This is a genomic window from Micromonospora lacuserhaii, from assembly GCF_036902735.1.
Lineage (GTDB): Bacteria > Actinomycetota > Actinomycetes > Mycobacteriales > Micromonosporaceae > Micromonospora.
The window spans coordinates 44,669-62,262 of record NZ_JBAKHO010000032.1 but is presented as its reverse complement, the minus strand read 5'-3'; the positions used below and the strand labels follow the sequence as shown (position 1 = coordinate 62,262).

General features: G+C 73.8%; 14 protein-coding genes, 1 pseudogene and 1 riboswitch. Of the genes and pseudogenes, 9 read left to right on the top strand and 6 right to left on the bottom strand.

The features are described from left to right. Together V6U81_RS19610 and V6U81_RS19605 are read right to left on the bottom strand one after the other, a co-directional pair. A pseudogene (locus tag V6U81_RS19610) lies at window positions 1-596 on the bottom strand (hypothetical protein); the annotation flags it as partial. A 137-nt stretch (window positions 597-733) separates the two neighbouring features. Then, window positions 734-2,344, bottom strand: coding sequence for a C40 family peptidase (locus V6U81_RS19605; protein ID WP_334491298.1), 1,611 nt, complete (start codon window positions 2,342-2,344; stop codon window positions 734-736). Window positions 2,345-2,586: 242 nt separating this feature from the next. On the opposite strand from V6U81_RS19605, the gene mqnE reads away from it, so the two are divergent. From mqnE to V6U81_RS19590, 3 genes are read left to right on the top strand one after another with little or no spacing between them, the layout of a single operon-like run. Beyond that, window positions 2,587-3,756, top strand: a complete 1,170-nt coding sequence (mqnE, locus tag V6U81_RS19600) for an aminofutalosine synthase MqnE (RefSeq protein WP_334491296.1) — start codon at window positions 2,587-2,589, stop codon at window positions 3,754-3,756. A 46-nt stretch (window positions 3,757-3,802) separates the two neighbouring features. Continuing rightward, the gene (locus tag V6U81_RS19595) at window positions 3,803-4,225 is read left to right on the top strand and encodes a hypothetical protein (protein WP_334491294.1); all 423 of its coding nucleotides are present in this window, start codon (window positions 3,803-3,805) and stop codon (window positions 4,223-4,225) included. Window positions 4,226-4,272: 47 nt separating this feature from the next. After that, complete coding sequence (locus tag V6U81_RS19590; protein WP_334491292.1) at window positions 4,273-4,566, top strand: DUF4229 domain-containing protein; 294 nt, start codon at window positions 4,273-4,275, stop codon at window positions 4,564-4,566. Between the two features lie 183 nt (window positions 4,567-4,749). Here the strand turns inward: V6U81_RS19590 and V6U81_RS19585 are convergent, their stop codons facing one another. After that, the gene (locus V6U81_RS19585) at window positions 4,750-6,081 is read right to left on the bottom strand and encodes a peptidase C39 family protein (RefSeq protein ID WP_334491290.1); all 1,332 of its coding nucleotides are present in this window, start codon (window positions 6,079-6,081) and stop codon (window positions 4,750-4,752) included. A gap of 204 nt (window positions 6,082-6,285) precedes the next feature. Here V6U81_RS19585 and V6U81_RS19580 point away from each other — a divergent pair, with 204 nt between their 5' ends. From V6U81_RS19580 to V6U81_RS19565, 4 genes are all read left to right on the top strand, one after another. Then, window positions 6,286-8,145 (top strand): M14 family metallopeptidase, encoded by a 1,860-nt coding sequence (locus V6U81_RS19580; protein WP_334491288.1) that lies wholly within the window; start codon window positions 6,286-6,288, stop codon window positions 8,143-8,145. 64 nt (window positions 8,146-8,209) lie between these two features. Further along, window positions 8,210-8,369: riboswitch (cobalamin riboswitch) on the top strand. A gap of 87 nt (window positions 8,370-8,456) precedes the next feature. After that, the gene (locus V6U81_RS19575) at window positions 8,457-9,395 is read left to right on the top strand and encodes an ABC transporter substrate-binding protein (protein WP_334491286.1); all 939 of its coding nucleotides are present in this window, start codon (window positions 8,457-8,459) and stop codon (window positions 9,393-9,395) included. 166 nt (window positions 9,396-9,561) lie between these two features. Further along, on the top strand, window positions 9,562-10,590 hold the full coding sequence (locus V6U81_RS19570; protein WP_334491304.1) for a FecCD family ABC transporter permease: 1,029 nt from the start codon (window positions 9,562-9,564) through the stop codon (window positions 10,588-10,590). Then, entirely contained in the window at window positions 10,587-11,390 is an 804-nt protein-coding gene (locus tag V6U81_RS19565) for an ABC transporter ATP-binding protein (RefSeq protein WP_334491284.1), read from the top strand. Before V6U81_RS19570 ends, V6U81_RS19565 begins: the two co-directional genes overlap by 4 nt. Here the strand turns inward: V6U81_RS19565 and V6U81_RS19560 are convergent. From V6U81_RS19560 to V6U81_RS19550, 3 genes are all read right to left on the bottom strand, one after another. Then, window positions 11,374-12,144 (bottom strand): VOC family protein, encoded by a 771-nt coding sequence (locus V6U81_RS19560; protein ID WP_334491282.1) that lies wholly within the window; start codon window positions 12,142-12,144, stop codon window positions 11,374-11,376. The genes V6U81_RS19565 and V6U81_RS19560 overlap by 17 nt on opposite strands. Window positions 12,145-12,227: 83 nt before the next feature. Then, a complete protein-coding gene (locus V6U81_RS19555) occupies window positions 12,228-13,004 on the bottom strand; it encodes a VOC family protein (protein WP_334491280.1) in 777 nt (258 codons plus the stop codon). Window positions 13,005-13,131: 127 nt separating this feature from the next. Beyond that, window positions 13,132-15,270 (bottom strand): HelD family protein, encoded by a 2,139-nt coding sequence (locus tag V6U81_RS19550; protein WP_334491278.1) that lies wholly within the window; start codon window positions 15,268-15,270, stop codon window positions 13,132-13,134. Window positions 15,271-15,658: 388 nt separating this feature from the next. Here V6U81_RS19550 and V6U81_RS19545 point away from each other — a divergent pair, with 388 nt between their 5' ends. Continuing rightward, window positions 15,659-16,243, top strand: coding sequence for a helix-turn-helix domain-containing protein (locus V6U81_RS19545; RefSeq protein ID WP_334491276.1), 585 nt, complete (start codon window positions 15,659-15,661; stop codon window positions 16,241-16,243). Between the two features lie 39 nt (window positions 16,244-16,282). After that, window positions 16,283-17,572, top strand: a complete 1,290-nt coding sequence (locus V6U81_RS19540) for an MFS transporter (RefSeq protein ID WP_334491274.1) — start codon at window positions 16,283-16,285, stop codon at window positions 17,570-17,572. The last annotated feature ends 22 nt before the right edge of the window (window positions 17,573-17,594 follow it).

Here is a 17,594-nt window from a genome sequence, read left to right as displayed (position 1 = left end):
AGCGGTGGCACCGGCGGCGGGAACGGTCCGGGCGCCGGTGGCTCCGGGATCGGGGCGGGCGCCGGGGCCGGCTCCGGCTCCGGCGTCGGCGGGGTGGGCGGCTGGGCCGGCTCCGGCGGCTGGGCCGGCTCGGGCGGCTCGGGGTTGACCGGGGCCGAGCGGTAGACGGTCGGCGCGCCACCCGCGGACCGGGCGGCCGCATCGGCTGCGGCGCCGGACACCTCCTCGGCGGAGACCCGGCTGAGTCCGGGCACGGCGGCGCTGGCCCGGGCGGAACCGCCCGGCGTGGCGCCCCGCTGCTCCGGCACGGCCGGAGCGGCTGGCGCCGGCGAAGCGGCCGGCGGGAGGCCGGAGCCCGTGCCCGGGCGGTCGGCGTCGCCGGAGGCGGCGGGCCGGGTGGGCGTACCCGCGCGGTAGGTGGTGCCGCTGGACGGTGCCGTCGGGAGGTCGGTGCCCGCGGGCGGGGCGGTCGCGGTGGTGACGCTGGCCCGGGCGCGCGCCGGCTTGGCCGCCACCTCGCCGGCGGATGGTGTGTGGGCGGGATCAGGCACGGATCCGCGGTCGACGGTCTCCGCCGGAACCTGGTGTTCGCCCATGCCTCGTCCTCCGCGCCACGCTCGCATCCCACCCGTCGCCCGGGGTACGGATGTGCCTGGATGTCACGGTGCCACATTCCACCCCGTCGGCACAGTCGGAGTGGACACCGGAGCCGGTCCGGTCCGGCCGCCGCAGGTCAGCTGCCGGTGCTCGCCGAGGCCGTGACCGAGCTGCTGGTCTCCGGAGCGCTGCTGCTCTCGGCCGTGGTCGGCGCGATGCTGCTGGTCTCCGGGGTCGGCGCGGCGGTGGTCTCCGACGCGCTCGGCTCCGGCGCGGGCGCCTCCGTGGACGGCGGCGGCGGCGTGGTGGCCGGCGGCGTGGTGGCCGGTGGGGGCGTGGTGGGCGTCGGCGACGGGGTGGTCGACGGCGTCGACGACGGCGTGGTCGGCGTCGTCGTCGGGGGTCGGCTCGGCGTCGTGCCCGTCGCACCGGGCCGCGGCGACGGCGTCGTGCTCGGCTTCGGCGACGGCGTGGTCGGCCCGGTGGTCGCCGGCGCCGGCGGAACCGGGATGGCCGGGCCGGGTACCGCCCCGACGACCCGGGTGGCGGCGTAGAGGCCGGACCACCGGACCGTGGAGATCTTCACGAAGTCGCCGGTGCTCGGCGCCTGCACCATCTTGCCGCCGCCGATGTACATCCCGACGTGGTGGATGGTCGTCCAGCTGCTGCCGGAGGCGAAGAAGAGCAGGTCACCGGGGAGCAGCGCGCCGGGGGCGACGGTCTTGGCCCGGGTGGCGAAGTACTGGTCGCGGGAGACCCGGGGCAGGTCGTAGTAGCCGGCCGACCGGTACGCCGCCCACATCAGACCCGAGCAGTCGAAACGGTCCGGCCCCTCGGCCGACCAGAGGTACGGGTCGCCGAGCTGCGCCAGGGCGTAGCGGACGGCGGCCAGCGCCTCCGGGCTCGCGATCAGCCCGGTGCTGCTCTGCCCCTCGACGTACGCCGCGCCGAGCCTCTGCTCGGCGGCCTCCTGCTGGCGCTCGGCCTGGATCAGCTGGGCCTGGTTGTCGGCGCGGAGCTTGATCAGCTCGGTGTCGCTGGCCCGCAGCGTGGCCTGGGCGGCGGTCAGCTCCCCGTCGGTGCGACGGACCCGGTCCTGGGCGGAGGTGAGCGCCTGGACGGCCCACTGCTCGCCGGCCCGGGCGCGGGACAGCTCGCCGGCCGCGGCGGTGGTCGCGCCGTCGGCCTGCTCGCCCCGGGAGAGTCGTTGCAGGACGCTGAGCCCGTGGAGATCCGCCGCGAGTTCACCCGGCGGCAGGGCGGCGGCGGCCTTGAAGGCGTCCGCGGCGACGTCGTCGGCGCGCTCCTGGGCCTTCGTCAGCGCGTCCCGGGCGGTCGCCAGGTCACGCTCGGCGGTGGCCAGCTGCGCGCGGGCGTCGTCGCGCTGCTGGCGCAGCTCGAGCATCCGGTCGCCGAGCTGCCGGTTCTGGTCCTGAAGGGCGGTGATCCGGGTCAGCAGCGGGTTGGCGGGGATGCCGGCGACCGGCAGGGTGGTGACGCCGCCGGGCAGCGTCGGGGTCGGGTAGCCGGGCACGGCGCCGGGCAGCCGCAGGTCACCGGCGGCGACCGGGCGGGCGCCGCTGTCGGGGACCACGCCGGGCAGCGCCGGGTCGGCGTACGAGGGCGTGGCCAGGGCCATCGCCGCGACCGCGCCGAGCAGGGCGGACCAGAGCGTCGGGCGTAGCACCGGCGAGATCACCGGGCTCCTCCGTCGTGGCTGCCGTGACCTGCGCCCGCTGTCGACCATTCCGCTCCCCAGTCCGGCGTGCCGTGCCGCGCGTGTGGTGAGCGCGGCGATCCGGGACGCTACCAGTGTGTGTCGCGTCCCACCCATGTCTTACCCGACAGAGAAAGCGATGTCGATGCGTGCGTCGTTACATGAGCCCGAGACTTCGGTGAAGTGCGTCGCTGCCGGTGCCCGACCTGACGGCGCGTCGGTGGGCCGACGTAGGCTCGACCGGGACCGCAGTGGAAGGGACGTGGCTTTCGATGGACGCCGGACTCAAGCGCGAGCTCGAAGCGAAGGTGTACGCCGGGGAGCGGCTGAGCCGCGAGGACGGCATCGCCCTCTACGACAGCGACGACCTGGCCTGGCTGGGCCGGCTCGCCCACCACAGGCGCACCGAGCTCAACGGCGACCGGGTGATGTTCAACGTCAACCGGCACCTCAACCTGACCAACGTCTGCTCCGCGTCCTGCGCGTACTGCTCCTTCCAGCGCAAGCCGGGGGAGAAGGACGCCTACACGATGCGCATCGACGAGGCGGTCCGCAAGGCCAAGGAGATGGAGGACGAGCAGCTCACCGAGCTGCACATCGTCAACGGCCTGCACCCGACGCTGCCCTGGCGCTACTACCCGAAGGTGCTGCGGGAGCTGAAGGCGGCGCTGCCGAACGTCAAGCTCAAGTGCTTCACCGCGACCGAGGTGCAGTGGTTCGAGAAGATCAGCGGGCTGAGCGCCGACGCGATCCTCGACGAGCTGATGGACGCCGGCCTGGAGTCGCTGACCGGCGGTGGCGCGGAGATCTTCGACTGGGAGGTCCGCCAGCACATCGTGGACCACGAGTGCCACTGGGAGGACTGGTCGCGGATCCACCGGCTGGCCCACTCGAAGGGCATGAAGACCCCGGCGACCATGCTCTACGGCCACATCGAGGAGCCCCGGCACCGGGTCGACCACGTGCTGCGGCTGCGTGAGCTCCAGGACGAGACGGGCGGCTTCGCGGTCTTCATCCCGCTGCGCTACCAGCACGACTTCGTCGACTCCGCGGACGGCAAGATCCGTAACCGGATCCAGGCCCGGACCACGATGGCCTCGCCGGCCGAGTCGCTGAAGACGTTCGCGGTCTCCCGGCTGCTCTTCGACAACATCCCGCACCTCAAGAACTTCTGGGTGATGCACGGCCTCTCCGTTGCGCAGCTCTCGCTGAACTTCGGGGTGGACGACCTGGACGGCTCGGTCGTGGAATACAAGATCACCCACGACGCCGACTCGTACGGCACCCCGAACACCATGCACCGGGACGACCTGCTGCACCTGATCTGGGACGCCGGTTTCCAGCCGGTCGAGCGGGACACCCGCTACAACGTGGTCCGGGAATACCCGAAGCCGCCGTCGCTGGCCGAGCGCCGCGCCGAGCCGCAGCAGGTCTGGGCCTGAGCCGACGAGGGGTGACCCGGCTCCGCTCGCGTACGCTCGTGGCGTCATGAGTGAGCAGCGGAGCGGGTTCCCCCGCCGGGACGCCGAGGGACGCATCCTCACCCTGGGCGACCTGCTCGGGATCGGCCTCGCCGGCTGGTTGATCGGCGTGCTGGCGTTGGTGCTCTTCGACTGGGCCTTCGCGTCGATCGGCGCCGGGGACTTCGGGCGTACCAACGGCTGGCTGGCGGTGATCCTGCCGGCCTGGCTGTTCTGGGACGACTTCCGGGCCTGGGAGTTCGGCGCGGCCCGGGTGGTCGCGGCGCTGCTCGCCGGGGCGGTCGCGGTGCTCTGCGGGCTGCTGGTCGCCGGGTTGGCGGCCGGCCTTGCGCCGCTGCTCACCGGCGGCCTGGCCGCCCTCGCCTTCACCGTGGTCTACGCGGTGCTCTGGTTCCAGGGCGTGCACTGGCTGGCCCGACGGACGGGCTGAACCACCCGCCCGGGGCCACCCGGTGCGCGGAGAACAGGAGTGGGAACGTGAGCGCGGCGGTCAAGTACACGCTGGGCCGGATCGGGCTGTTCGTGGTGGTGCTGCTGGCCCTCTGGCCGGTCGACATGAACCCCTTCCTGAAGCTGCTGGTGGCGCTGGCGTTCTCCGCCGCGGCCTCGTTCTTCCTGCTGCGCGGTTGGCGCGACGAGATGGCCGAGGAGATGGCCGCCGCGGCCGAGCGCCGGCGGGCGGAGAAGGAGCAGCTCCGCTCCGCGCTGGCCGGCGAGGACCAGCCGGACCAGGACCGGCCGGGCCCGGCCGACACCAACCGGGAGAGCTGACCCGGAACCGGCCCCGCCGGCGGAACCGGGCAGCGGCCCTGGTGGCCTGGGTGGTCGTCATGGTGCGGAAGCTGCGCCGGCGCCGCGGGGAATCGTCGGGCGAGGTGTTCACCGACAGCCACGTCCGGGGCTGACCGGGTGCACCCGGGTCCGACGCGGACGTCGCGCCGGACCCGGGTGCCGTCACCAGTTGGTGGAGCCGGTGACCGTCGGCCAGGCCACGTTGGTCGGCTTGATCAGGTAGACGATCCCGCCGGAGCCGCTGCCGGTCCCACCGCTCGCGGTGGTCCGCTTCGTACGCAGCCAGATCTGCTCGAACTGGGCGCGCGAATAGACGTGCCGGACCGCGTCGTTGCTCGGCGAGGCGGGGTCGTTGGCGATCACGTCGCCCGCGGCGGTGAAGCCGATCACCACCATCAGGTGCCCGGAGGTGCCGTAGCCGGCCCCGTCCAGCTCGCTGGCGAGGAAGGACTGGCTGGTCACCACGGGGATGCCGGCGGCGATGAAGTGTTCCAGCTCGTCCAGCGAGTGCAGCCGGGTGACCCGCCCCTCCAGGCCGGGGAAGCTGGCCGCGTACGCGGTGTTGAACGGCCAGTTGCCGGCGCCGTCGTACTGGTGGTCGTAGGTGGACCGGGCGGCGTGGTTGACGGTGGGGTCGGGGTAGGTCGGGTCGACCCAGGCGGTGTCGGCGGCGGTGGGCCGGCGACCCCAGTACTCGATCACCATCTCGGTCGAGGTGGGTGAGCACCAGGCCTCGCCGCCGCCGTCGTACTCGGGGTAGTGGCCGGCGTGGACGTTCTGCGAGTAGCGCGGTACGGCCAGCTCGGTGCCCCAGGCGATGCCGCCGGCGCTGGGCGGCACGGTGAACCGGTCGGGCACGGACGAGCTCATCGCGCCGACCGCCCGGACCGTCGGGGTGGCGGTGGTCGCCGGGTCCCGGTAGAGGGTCAGCCGGAGCTGGTACGCCCGGAGCAGCACACCCTTGGCCGCATCGTCGATGGCGAAGGTGTCGGTCCAGACGCTGGACGTCTTGTCGCCCTGCTTGTCGACGCTGGTCCGCTTGATGTCGGCGTCGCCGGAAGCCCAGCGCCCCATGACGTACCAGGGGGTGCGGGTGCCGGTGGTGTAGGTGCCCTGGAGTTCGACCTGGATCCAGGTTCCGGCGGGGGTGTCGGCGTTCCAGGAGGCGACCAGTTCGCTGGCGCCGAAGCCGACCTCGGTGACCGGTGTCGTCCAGGTGCCGTACGCCCAGGTCCGCTTGATGTTGGTGTGCGGGTCCTTGTAGACGGTGGTCCCGACCGGGGTGCCGAGGGTGAGCCCGGCGGCGGTGACGGCGGTGCCGGCGGCGGTGCCGGAGCGCCAGTCGGTGTCGCCGGTCCAGTTCTGCCAGGTGATCTGCTCGTCGTGCACGAGCGCGGTGACCGGGTCGGCCTGGGCGGCGGTGGTCGCGTCGAGGAGGGTCAGCGCGGCGACGCCGGCGAGGGCGACCGCGCGCAGGGGGATGCTGGCAACCATGGCAACTCCGCGAGGTGAGGCAGCGTTGCCGTTCACTGTCCCGCTCGGAGGGAAGTTTCGCCAGAGGGCTGCCGAAGGAAAATCGTTGCCGGTGTGAGGATCCGGTCGGGATGGGTCATGGCAGCGATGGATGTTGATATGACCATGTGACTGCTGGTGAAGTGGCGGACAACGGGATCTCCCCGTACCCCGAGGAGGTTGTCCATGGCCCTCCGCACATCCCCCCTCCGGCGCGGCCTCGCCCTGGCCGTCGCCGCCGGCCTCGGCCTCGTCACCGTCGCCGCCGGGCCGGTCTCCGCACGACCGTCCGCCGAACCCGCACCGGCCGCCGCCGGCTACCGGGTGCTCGGCCCGCGCACCTTCGCCGACCGCAACGCGGTCGCCCGCACCGGCGCGGCGATCGACTACTCCGAGCACGGCGTCCTGCACGTCTCGGCCACCCGCGCCGAGGCCGCCGCGATCGGCCGGCTGGGGTTCCGGCTGGAGGCCGACCCCGCGCCCGCCCCCGTCGGTGACGCCGGCACCCTCGCCTTCCCACCTGCCGACTCCAACTACCACGACTACGCGGAGCTGACCGCGCTGGTGAACCAGGTCGTCGCCGACCACCCGTCGATCGCCAAGAAGAGCAGCATCGGCACCTCGTACGAGGGCCGCGACCTGATGGCCGTGAAGATCTCCGACAACGTCGGCACCGACGAGAACGAGCCGGAGATCCTCTTCAACGCCCAGCAGCACGCCCGCGAGCACCTGACCGTCGAGATGGCGATCTACCTGCTCAACCTCTTCACCGACAGCTACGGCACCGACTCCCGGATCACCAACCTCGTCAACTCCCGGGAGATCTGGATCGTCCCCACCGTCAACCCGGACGGCAGCGAGTACGACATCGCCACCGGCTCGTACCGCTCCTGGCGGAAGAACCGGCAACCCAACAGCGGCTCGTCGTACGTCGGCACCGACCTGAACCGGAACTGGGCGTACCAGTGGGGCTGCTGCGGCGGCTCGTCCGGCTCCACCTCGTCGGAGACCTACCGTGGCCCGTCCGCCTTCTCCGCCCCGGAGACCCAGGCGCTGCGCAACTTCGTCAACAGCCGGGTGGTCGGCGGGGTGCAGCAGATCAAGGCCAACATCGACTTCCACACCTACTCCGAGCTGGTGCTCTGGCCGTTCGGCTACACCACCTCGAACACCCCCACCGGGATGAGCGCCGACCAGTACAGCACCTTCGCCACCATCGGCCAGCAGTTGGCGGCCACCAACAACTACACCCCGGAACAGTCCAGCGACCTGTACATCGCCGACGGCACCAGCATCGACTGGATGTGGGCCGCGCACGGCATCTGGGCGTACACCTTCGAGATGTACCCGGGCTCGTCCACCGGCGGCGGTTTCTACCCGCCCGACGAGGTGATCCCCGCCCAGACCTCGCGGAACCGGGAGGCGGTGCTGCTGCTCTCCGAGTACGCCGACTGCCCGTACCGGGCGATCGGCAAGCAGTCCCAGTACTGCGGCACCGGCGGCGGTGGCACCACGGTCTGGTCGGACACCTTCGAGACCGCCACCGGCTGGACCACCAACCCGGCCGGCACGGACACCGCCACCACCGGGGCGTGGGAGCGCGGCGCCGCCCAGGCCACCAGCTCGTCGGGGGCCAAGCAACTCGTCCCGTACGCCGGGAGCAACGACCTGGTCACCGGCCGGCTCGCCGGCACCGCGGCCGGGGACTACGACATCGACGGCGGGGCGACCAGCGCCCGCTCCCCGGCGGTGACCCTGCCCGCGACCGGCACGCTGACCCTCTCGCTGGCCTGGTACCTGGCGCACGGCTCCAACGCCTCGTCGGCGGACTACTTCCGGGTCAGCGTGGTCCACGCCGGCGGCACCACCACCCTGCTCAACCAGGCCGGTGCGGCAGCCGACCGGGACGGCGCCTGGGCGGTGGCGAACCTGAACCTCACCCCGTACGCCGGCCAGTCGGTGCGGATCCAGGTGGAGGCGGCGGACGCCTCCGGCGCCAGCCTGGTCGAGGCCGCTGTGGACAACGTCACGATCACCGCGTCCTGAATCCGGGTGGGGCCCCGGACAAACCCCCGCCGGGGCCCCACCCACCCTCCCGTCCGGACGATCTCCGCTGGTCGTGCGCTACCGTGACACCGATCAACCCGCAGCGAAGCCGGTGCGAAACCGGCGCTGTCCCGCAACTGTGATGCCCCCGCCCGGGGTCCGGCGCCGCCGGAGACCCGGAACGGGGGACGAGTCAGGTCGCCTGCGGTTGGTCGCGACACGCGCTCTCGAGGAAGGGCGCCTCGCGGACGGGTACGCGCAGGCGGCCCCTGTCGGCGAAGCAGCACACTCCTCGACCGACAGGAGGACAGATGTCCCGACGTACCCCCCGGCTCCTGGCCGCCACCCTCGCGGTGGCCGCCCTGACCCTCGGCGCCTGCGCCGAGAAGACCTCGACCGACACCCCCGCCGCCGGCGCCAGCTCCGCGGCCGCCACCTTCCCGGTCACGGTCGGCAAGTTGACGCTGGAGAAGCGCCCGGAGAAGATCGTCTCGCTCTCGCCGTCGGCGACCGAGATGCTCTTCGCGATCGGCGCCGGCAAGCAGGTCACCGCCGTCGACGACCAGTCGAACTACCCGGCGGACGCGCCGAAGAGCGACCTCTCCGGCTTCCAGCCGAACGCCGAGGCGATCGCCGGCAAGAGCCCGGACCTGGTGGTGCTCTCCAACGACACCAACAAGATCGTCGCCCAGCTCACCACGCTGAAGATCCCGGTGCTGCTCACCCCGGCCGCCACCACGCTGGACGACAGCTACCAGCAGATCACCGACCTGGGCACGCTGACCGGCCACCCGGCCGAGGCGGCCGACGTCACGAAGCTGATGAAGGACGACATCGCCAAGCTGACCAAGGACCTGCCGCAGCGGGCGAAGAAGCTGACGTACTACCACGAGCTGGGCCCGGAGCTGTACAGCGCCACCAGCAAGACCTTCATCGGTTCGATCTACGCGCTGGCCGGCCTGGAGAACATCGCCGACGCCTCGGACGCCGACGGGAAGAACGGCGGCTACCCGCAGCTCTCCCAGGAGGTCATCGTCAAGGCGAACCCCGACTTCGTCTTCCTGGCCGACACCAAGTGCTGCAAGATGACCCCGGCGGCGGTCAAGGCCCGCAGCGGCTGGGCCGGCGTCAGCGCGGTCAAGAACAACCAGGTGGTCGCCCTGGACGACGACATCGCCTCCCGCTGGGGCCCGCGCGTGGTCGACCAGCTCCGGACGATCGTCGACGCGGTCGCCAAGGTCCCGGCGTGACCCACCGCCGTCGGTGACGGTGCCACCCACGCAACCCCGGCCGGCCGGGACGCCTGACGCGTCCCGGCCGTCCGCCGTGCCCGGAACCGGGGCGTCCGCCGCCGCGCCGGGCCGCCGCCCGGTCACCCGGTTCGGGTCCAGCGGGGGTACGCCCCGACCGGCCGGGCTGCGCAAGCGGTGGCTCGTCGCCGGGATCGGCGCGGTGCTCGTCGCCCTGGTCGCCGGGGTGTCCCTCGGCCCGGTCAGCCTGCCGCCCGGCAGCGTCGCCGCCGAACTGCTCAACCTGCTGCCCGGTGTGCACCTGGAGAGCGGGCTCAGCGAGCAGGAGATCGCCATCGTCACCGAGCTGCGGCTGCCCCGGGTGGTGCTCGGCCTGCTGGTCGGCGGGCTGCTCGCCCTGGCCGGCGGCGCGTACCAGGGGGTGTTCCGCAACCCGCTGGCCGACCCGTACCTGCTGGGCGTGGCGGCCGGGGCGGGGCTGGCGGTCACCGCGGTGATCGCCCTCGGCGCGGGGACGGCGGCGCTGAGCGGGCTGCCACTCACCGTGCCGCTGGCCGCGTTCGTCGGCTCGCTCGGCGCGGTGGCCATGACCTACCTGCTCGGTGCGGCCGGCGGGCGCAGCCGCTCCCCGGCGACGCTGATCCTGGCCGGGGTGGCGGTCTCCGCGTTCCTCTCCGCCGGGCAGACCTACCTGCTGCAACGGCACTCCGACAGCATCCAGCAGGTCTACTCGTGGCTGCTCGGCCGGCTCGCCACCGCCGGCTGGGACGACGTCCGGCTGATCCTGCCGTACTTCCTGCTCACCGCCGTGGTGGTGCTGCTGCACCGGCGGGAGCTGGACGTGCTCTCGGTCGGCGACGACGAGGCCCGCAGCCTCGGCCTGCACCCGCAGCGCTCCCGCTACCTGCTGATCGTCGCCGCCTCGCTGGGCACCGCCGCGGCGGTCTCCGCCTCCGGGCTGATCGGCTTCGTCGGGATCATCGTTCCGCACACCGTGCGGCTGCTCGCCGGGTCGAGCTACCGGGTGATCCTGCCCCTCTCGCTGCTCTTCGGGGCCGCCTTCCTCGCCCTGACCGACGTGGTCGCGCGGACCGCCGCCGCGCCGGCGGAGATCCCGATCGGCGTGGTCACCGCCCTGCTCGGCGGCCCGTTCTTCGTCCTGGTGCTGCGCACCTCCCGGCGGGTGTTCTCATGACGGCGCCGGCGGTGCGGGTGCGCGACCTGCACGTGAAGCTCGGCGGCGTGCCGATCCTGGCCGGGGTCGACCTCACGGTCGCCCCGGGTGAGTGGGTCACCGTGATCGGCCCGAACGGCGCCGGCAAGTCGACCCTGCTGCGCGCCGTCGGCGGCCTGCTCCCCGCGCCGCACGCCATCTCCCTCTTCGGTACGCCCGCCGAATCGCTGCGCCGCCGCGACCGGGCCCGGGTGGTGGCCACCGTCGCCCAGTCCCCGGTGGTGCCGGCCGGGATGTCGGTACTCGACTACGTCCTGCTCGGGCGTACCCCGTACATCCCGCCGCTGGGCCGGGAGTCGGCCGCCGACCTGGCCGCCGTGGACGACGTGCTGGACCGGCTGGACCTCGGTGCGTTCCACGGTCGGGAGCTGGCCACCCTCTCCGGCGGTGAGCGGCAGCGGGTCTTCCTGGCCCGGGCGCTCGCCCAGGGCGCCACCCTGCTGCTGCTCGACGAGCCGACCAGCGCGCTGGACATCGGCCACCAGCAGGAGGTGCTGGAGCTGGTCGACCAGCTCCGCCGGGAGCACGGCCTGACCGTGCTCGCCACCATGCACGACCTCTCCATCGCCGGCGAGTACGCCGACCGCCTGGTGCTGCTCGCCGAGGGCCGGGTCGCCGCCGTCGGCCCGCCCGCCGAGGTGCTCACCGAGCATCTGCTCGCCACGTACTACCGCGCGACCGTCCGCGTCGTCGACGGCGACCACGGCCCCCTCGTCGTCCCCGTCCGGCCCGGCCCCCGACCGCTCAGATCGGAGCAGTAGGCCCCAGGATCGAGAACAACGCCCCCTGTGGATCGGTGAGCACCGCGAACCGGCCCCGGGGCAGATCGGTCGGCGGGAGGAACACCTGCCCGCCCAGCCGGTGCGCCGCGTCGGCGACGGCGTCGGTGTCGGACACCGCGAAGTAGACCATCCAGTGCGACGCGAGGTCGCCCCAGTCATCGCCGATCATGGGCATCATCCCGGCGACGGAGCGGCCGGCCAGCTGCCAGGTGGTGTAGGTGACCGGGCCCATCGGTTGGTCGTCCGCCGTCCAGCCGAAGACCGACCCGTAGAACTCCTTCGCCCTGTCCCACTCCCGCGTGGTCAGCTCGGCCCAGGTCAGCGAGCCGGGTACGTCGAACACGTCCGCGCCGGGCATGCCGAGCGACTGCCACACCCCGAACGGAGCCCCGGCCGGGTCGGCGAAGAGCGCCGTCCGCCGGGAGCCCGGGATGTCGACGGGACCTGTCAGGACCCGACCACCGGCGGCGGTCACCCGCTGGCCGGCCGCGTCGGCGTCGTCCGTCGCCAGGTAGATCACCCAGGCGGGCGGCTGTTGCGGGCCGGCACCCGGCCCGGACCCGGCCACCGGCCTGCCCTGCTGGTGGAAGACGAGGTGACCGGCGTCCGTGGGTCCCGGATCCGCCCCAGCGACGGCCCAGCCGAACAGGGGCGCGTAGAAGCGCGCCGCGCCAACGGGGTCGGTGGTGAACAGGTCGACCCAGGCGGGGGTCCCCGGTGATGGCTCGGTCATGGATCGGCTCCGGTTCCTGTGCTCGTCGGGGCGACTCGTCGCTCGATTGATGGTCGTACCCGGGGGCCGACAGGCGAGGGCGATCAACCCGCGCCGGGGCGGGCCAGGGCGATGACGTTGAAGAGGGCACCGTGGGGATCGCGCAGGGCGGCGAAGCGCCCGGCCGGGATGTCCCGGGGTGGGACCAGGATGGTGCCGCCCAGTTCGGTGGCGCGGGCGGCGGCCGCGTCGGCGTCGGCAACCGCGAAGTACACCGACCAGTACGCGGGTAGGTCCGCGGGGTAGCCGTCGCCCAGCGGAGGCGTCATCCCGGCGACGATCCGGGTGCCGAGCCGCCAGCCGGTGTAGGTGACCGGGCCCATCGGCTGATCGTCCGGATGCCAGCCGAAGACCAGCTCGTAGAAGACCTTCGCGCCCTCAGGGTCGGGGGTGACCAGCTCGTTCCAGCTCATCGCGCCCGGCACGTCGAAGACCTCGGCCCCCGGCATCGCCATCGGCTGCCAGACGCTGAACGTCGCCCCGGCCGGGTCGGCGAAGACCGCCATCCGCCCTCGGTCGGAGACCTCGAACGGGGGTACCAGCACCTGCCCGCCGGCCCGATCGACGCGGCGGGCCACCAGGTCGGCGTCGTCGGTCGCCAGGTACGTCGACCAGATCGGCACCTGGTCCGGGATGGCTGGCGGTCCGGCGCCGGCAACCGCCCGGCCACCGAGGAGGAAGACGGTGTAACCGCCGGCCTCCGGCTCGGGGTCGATCCGGCCGGTCCAGCCGAACAGCTCCGGGTAGAACCGCCGCGCGTCGGCGAGACCCGGGGTGGCCAGGTCGGCCCAGCAGGGTGTGCCCGGCGGGACGGTGCTCACGTCGGCCCCTCTCGGCTGGGGGCGGCCACGCCGGCAGCCCTGCCGGCATCGTGGCACCGAATCCCCGCCGTACGGGGCAGATCGGGCAGAACGTCAGCTAAACCGTCGACCCTCGTCGGGCGCCGGCTCAGCCGAGCGGGGCGGGCAGCGGTGCGGTGTGCAGCACCGACAGCCGGGAGACCGCCCGGGTCAGCACCACGTACAGCCGGTTCAGGCCGCGCGGCTCGGCCGCGACGATCGCGGCCGGCTCGACGACCACGACGTGGTCGTACTCCAGGCCCTTGACCAGGGTCGCGGGCACCACGGTGACCCGCTCCGCGGTCTGCACGTCCTCGGCGGTCGCGGTGGCGACGCCCGCGGCGGCGAGCGCCGCGCGGAGCCGGTCCACCGCGTCGTCGGCGGCGATCACCCCGACCGAGCCGTCGTGCGCGAGCGCCGCCCGCACCTCGGCCACCGTCGCCGCCGTCAGGTCGGTCACGGTACGCACGTCGAGCGCGCCGTCGTGGCGCAGCGACTCCGCCGCGGGTACGTCCACCGCGAGCGCCGGCAGCAGCCGGTTGGCGAACGCGACCACCACCGCGGGCACCCGGAAGCCGATGCTCAGCGGCACCACGGCCGCGTCCGGCTTGCCCAGGTGGGCCAGGGACTCCCGCCAGTCGGTGGCGGCCCACGGGGCGGTGCCCTGGGCCAGGTCGCCGAGGAGGGTGATCGAGCCGTGCTCGCTGCGCCGGGCGATGGCCCGGCACTGCATCGGGGAGAGGTCCTGCGCCTCGTCGACCACCACGTGCCCGAAGCCGGCCGGCCGGTCCAGCAGCCCGGCGGCCTCGTCGATCAGGACCGTGTCGGCAAGGGTCCACCTCGTCGCCTTCGGGGTGCGGCCGAGGGTGGTGCCGGTCGTCGTCGTCCGGCGGCGGGGCGCGGGCACGGCGTCCGCGGCCGCCTGCTCGCCCCCCGGTGCCGTCCTGCCGAGCAGCAGCGCCTGCTCCTCGGCGGTGAGCAGCCCGTCGGCCGCGGCGGCGAGCGCGGCCGGGTCGCCGAGCAGGGTGTGCACCAGCCCCTCCGGCGTGAGCGCCGGCCAGACCGCGTCGAGGAATTCGGTGACCGGCTTGGCCCGGCCCATCCGGCGCAGCCAGGCGTCGCTCGGCGACTCGGCCCGGCGCGCCTCGGCCTGGCGTTGCAGCAGCCCGACCACCCGGGCCCGGACCCGTTCCCGGCCGGTGGTGTAGGGCAGCCCCTCGCGGCGGGTCTCCTCGACGATCCGGTGCAGCGGGTCCAGGCCGATCCGCCAGCGGAACGACCCGTCCGACACCATGATCGGCTCGGTCGGCGCCCCGATGTGCGCCTCGACGGCGCGGCGCAGCACCTCCGCCATCCGGACGTCGTGCTTGAGGGTCGCCACCGCCGGGTCCTCGACCGCGCGTACCGGCACCCGGGCGACCAGGTCCTCCACCGTGGCCTGCGCGACCTCGACCTCGCCGAGCGCCGGCAGCACCGCCGCGATGTACGACAGGAACGCCCGGTTCGGCCCGACGATCAGCACACCGGCCCGGCGCAGCCGCTCCCGGTGCAGATAGAGCAGGTACGCGGCCCGGTGCAGCCCGACGGCGGTCTTGCCGGTGCCCGGCGCGCCCTGGACGCAGATCGAGTCGGCCAGGTCGGCGCGGACCAGCTCGTCCTGTTCCGGCTGGATGGTGGCGACGATGTCCCGCATCGGCCCGACGCGGGGGCGCTCGATCTCGGCGGTGAGGATCCGGCTGGCCGTGCCCAGCTCCTCGCCCCGGTCCAGGTGCTCGTCCTCGAAGCTGGTCAGCGCGCCGCCGCTGAACCCGAAGCGGCGCCGGACGGCGACGCCCTGCGGGTCGCGGGCGCTGGCCCGGTAGAACGACCGGGAGATCGGCGCCCGCCAGTCCAGCACCAGCGGTTCGCCCCGCTCGTCGGTGACGTGCCGGCGGCCGACGTGGTATTCCCGCCCGGCGTGTTCCGCGCCCTGCTCGCCGCTGTGCCGGCCGTCGGCGACCCCGCCGAAGTCGAGCCGGCCGAAGAAGAGCGGGGTGGTCGGGTCGTCGGCCAGCTCGGCGACCCGTCGGGCCATGTGCCGGCCGAGCTGCTCGGCGGTGTACGCGTCGCCGGCGACCTTGTCACCGGTGGCGAAGAGCGCCTCGGCGCGTTCCCGCATCCGGCGCAGGGCGAGGCGGGAGGTGTCCAGGTGGGCCCGCTCGGCGGCGAGCTCCGCGTCCAGGGTCTGTTCTTGGGCGTGCAGGGTCATCCACGTACTCCTCAGACACGGGAAAAACGCTGCCGCTCGCGTTTCCGACTCGTCGGTCGGCGCGGGGACGTCCGCTGCGGTGCATACTCACCGCGGCCGTCGGGCGGAAGGAAACAGCCTACTCCCGTCCCGGGGGGCGGCAACCGATTTTCCGTCCGTTCCGGAGGGGTGGTACCGCCCTCGGGTAGCAGCACGACGTCGTCCGGTCGGCTCTGCGCCAGCACCTCCCCGATCGCCGCGAGGTTGGCATCGATGTCCCAGCCGGTGGGGATCTGGCCGATGGTCACGGACGTCCTCATGCCGAGATCCTGCCCCGGCCCGGCCCGGCCCGGCCCGGCCGCCGGGCGGGGTGATGGTGCGGGGGAGCCGGGGCCGGGATCATGGGGGGATGACCGAGGCGCGTCCCGAGCAGCGCCGGATGACGATCAGCGACCCGCAGGTGATGCGGGCGCTGGCCCATCCGGCCCGAATCGCGATCATCGAACATCTGGCCAACAAGGAGGACGGCGCGACCGCCACCGAGTGCGCCGAGATCGTCGGGCTGTCCCCGAGCGCGACCAGCTACCACCTGCGGGCGCTGGCGAAGTTCGGCCTGGTCGAGCAGGCGCCGAGCCGGGGCGACGCCCGGGAGCGGGTGTGGCGCTCCTTCGGCAACAACTGGTGGGTCGAAGCCGGTCATGACGCGGGGGCGGACGCCCGCGCCGCCGAGCAGGCGCTGGTGGAGGCGCACGCGGCCCGGGACATCGAGCGGACCCGCGCCTGGCTGAGGCGGGCCGGGGAGGAGCCCGCCGAGTGGTACGACGCCGTGGTGCTCAGCAACTCGACGCTGCTGCTCACCGCCGAGGAACTGGTCGGGCTCAACGAGGCGGTGATGGCGTTGTTCGAGCCGTACCGGCAGCGGAACCGGCAGGCCGACCCGCCGGCGGGGGCGCGCCCGGTGGCAGCGCAGTACAAGGTGGTGCCGCTGCCGTAGGGGTTGAGTCGATCAGTCGTGAAGCATTATTTTCGAAGCATGTCCTTCACAACTGGTCCGTCGCGCTGGTCCGACGTCTGGCTCGCCGCCGCCGCCCGGGGCACCACGATCTGCGGCGAGTTCCTGGCCGCCACCGCGCTGGCGCTGGCCCTCCAGGCCTCCGGCGCCGGCAGCCTCGCCGTCTCCGGCCTGCTGCTCGCCGCCACCCTGCCGCTGGTGGTCCTCGCCCCGCTGGCCGGGCGCGTCGCCGACCGGGTGGACAGCCGCACCCTGCTGGTCACCGTCGGCGCGGTGCAGTCGGCGATCTGCCTGCTGCTCGCGTACGCCGCACACCCCGTGGTGATCGTGGCGCTGGTGGGGCTGCTCGCCTGCGGGCTCGCGCTGACCCAGCCCTGCCTGGCGGCCCTGCTCCCGGCGATGGTCCGCCGCGACGACCTGCCCCGGGCCAGCGCGGTGCACCAGACCGCCGTCTCCGTCGGCGCGCTGGGCGGCCCGGTGCTGGCCGGGCTCCTGGTGGGCGGGTTCGGCACCCGGATGCCGCTGCTGCTGAACGCGGCGAGCTACCTCGCGCTGGTCGCCGCCGGGCTGCTGCTGCGCACCCGACGGGGTGGCCGGCCGACCGCGCCCGCAGTCGGGGCCGCCGCCGCAGCCGTCCCGGTCTGGAAGCTGCGACAGGACCCGCTGATGCTCGCCATGGTGGTCACCACCGCCGCGGTGATCACGGCGATCGGCGGCATCAACGTCATCGAGGTCTTCTTCATCCGCGAGACCCTGGACGCCTCCGCGACCGTCTACGGGCTGGTGGGCGCCGCCTGGATGGCCGGGATGCTGCCGGGCAGCTGGCTCGCCGCCCGGTTGGCCCACCGGCTCACCGACGACGGCGCCCTGCTGTACGGCGTGCTCCTGACGCTCGGCGGCTGCTCCCTGATGGTGGTGCTCGCCGCCGCCGTGCCGGCGGCCGCGCTGCTGGTCCCGCTCTGGCTGGTGGGCGGCGCGGCGAACGGCGGGGACAACGTCTTCGCCAACGTGCTGACCGCCCGCCGGGTGCCGGAGGCGGTGCGCGCCCGGGCGTACGCGGTCAACGGCGCGGCGGTGCAGGGCGGGTCGATGGCCGGGTACCTGATCGGCGGCGCGCTGCTGGCCGTGCTGCCGCCCCGACCGCTGATCGCCGGCCTCGGGATCGCCGGCCTGCTGGTGGCGGTCGCGTTCGTCCCCGTCGTCGCCCGCTCGGTCCGCCGGGCCCGGTCCGACGGGAGCCCGACGGCGGCGCCGGCCGCGACCAGCGGTCCGGCGGATGCGGAGTTGGCCACTCCCCGGGCCGCCCGCTGAGCCGGCGCCGACCGGCGGGGAT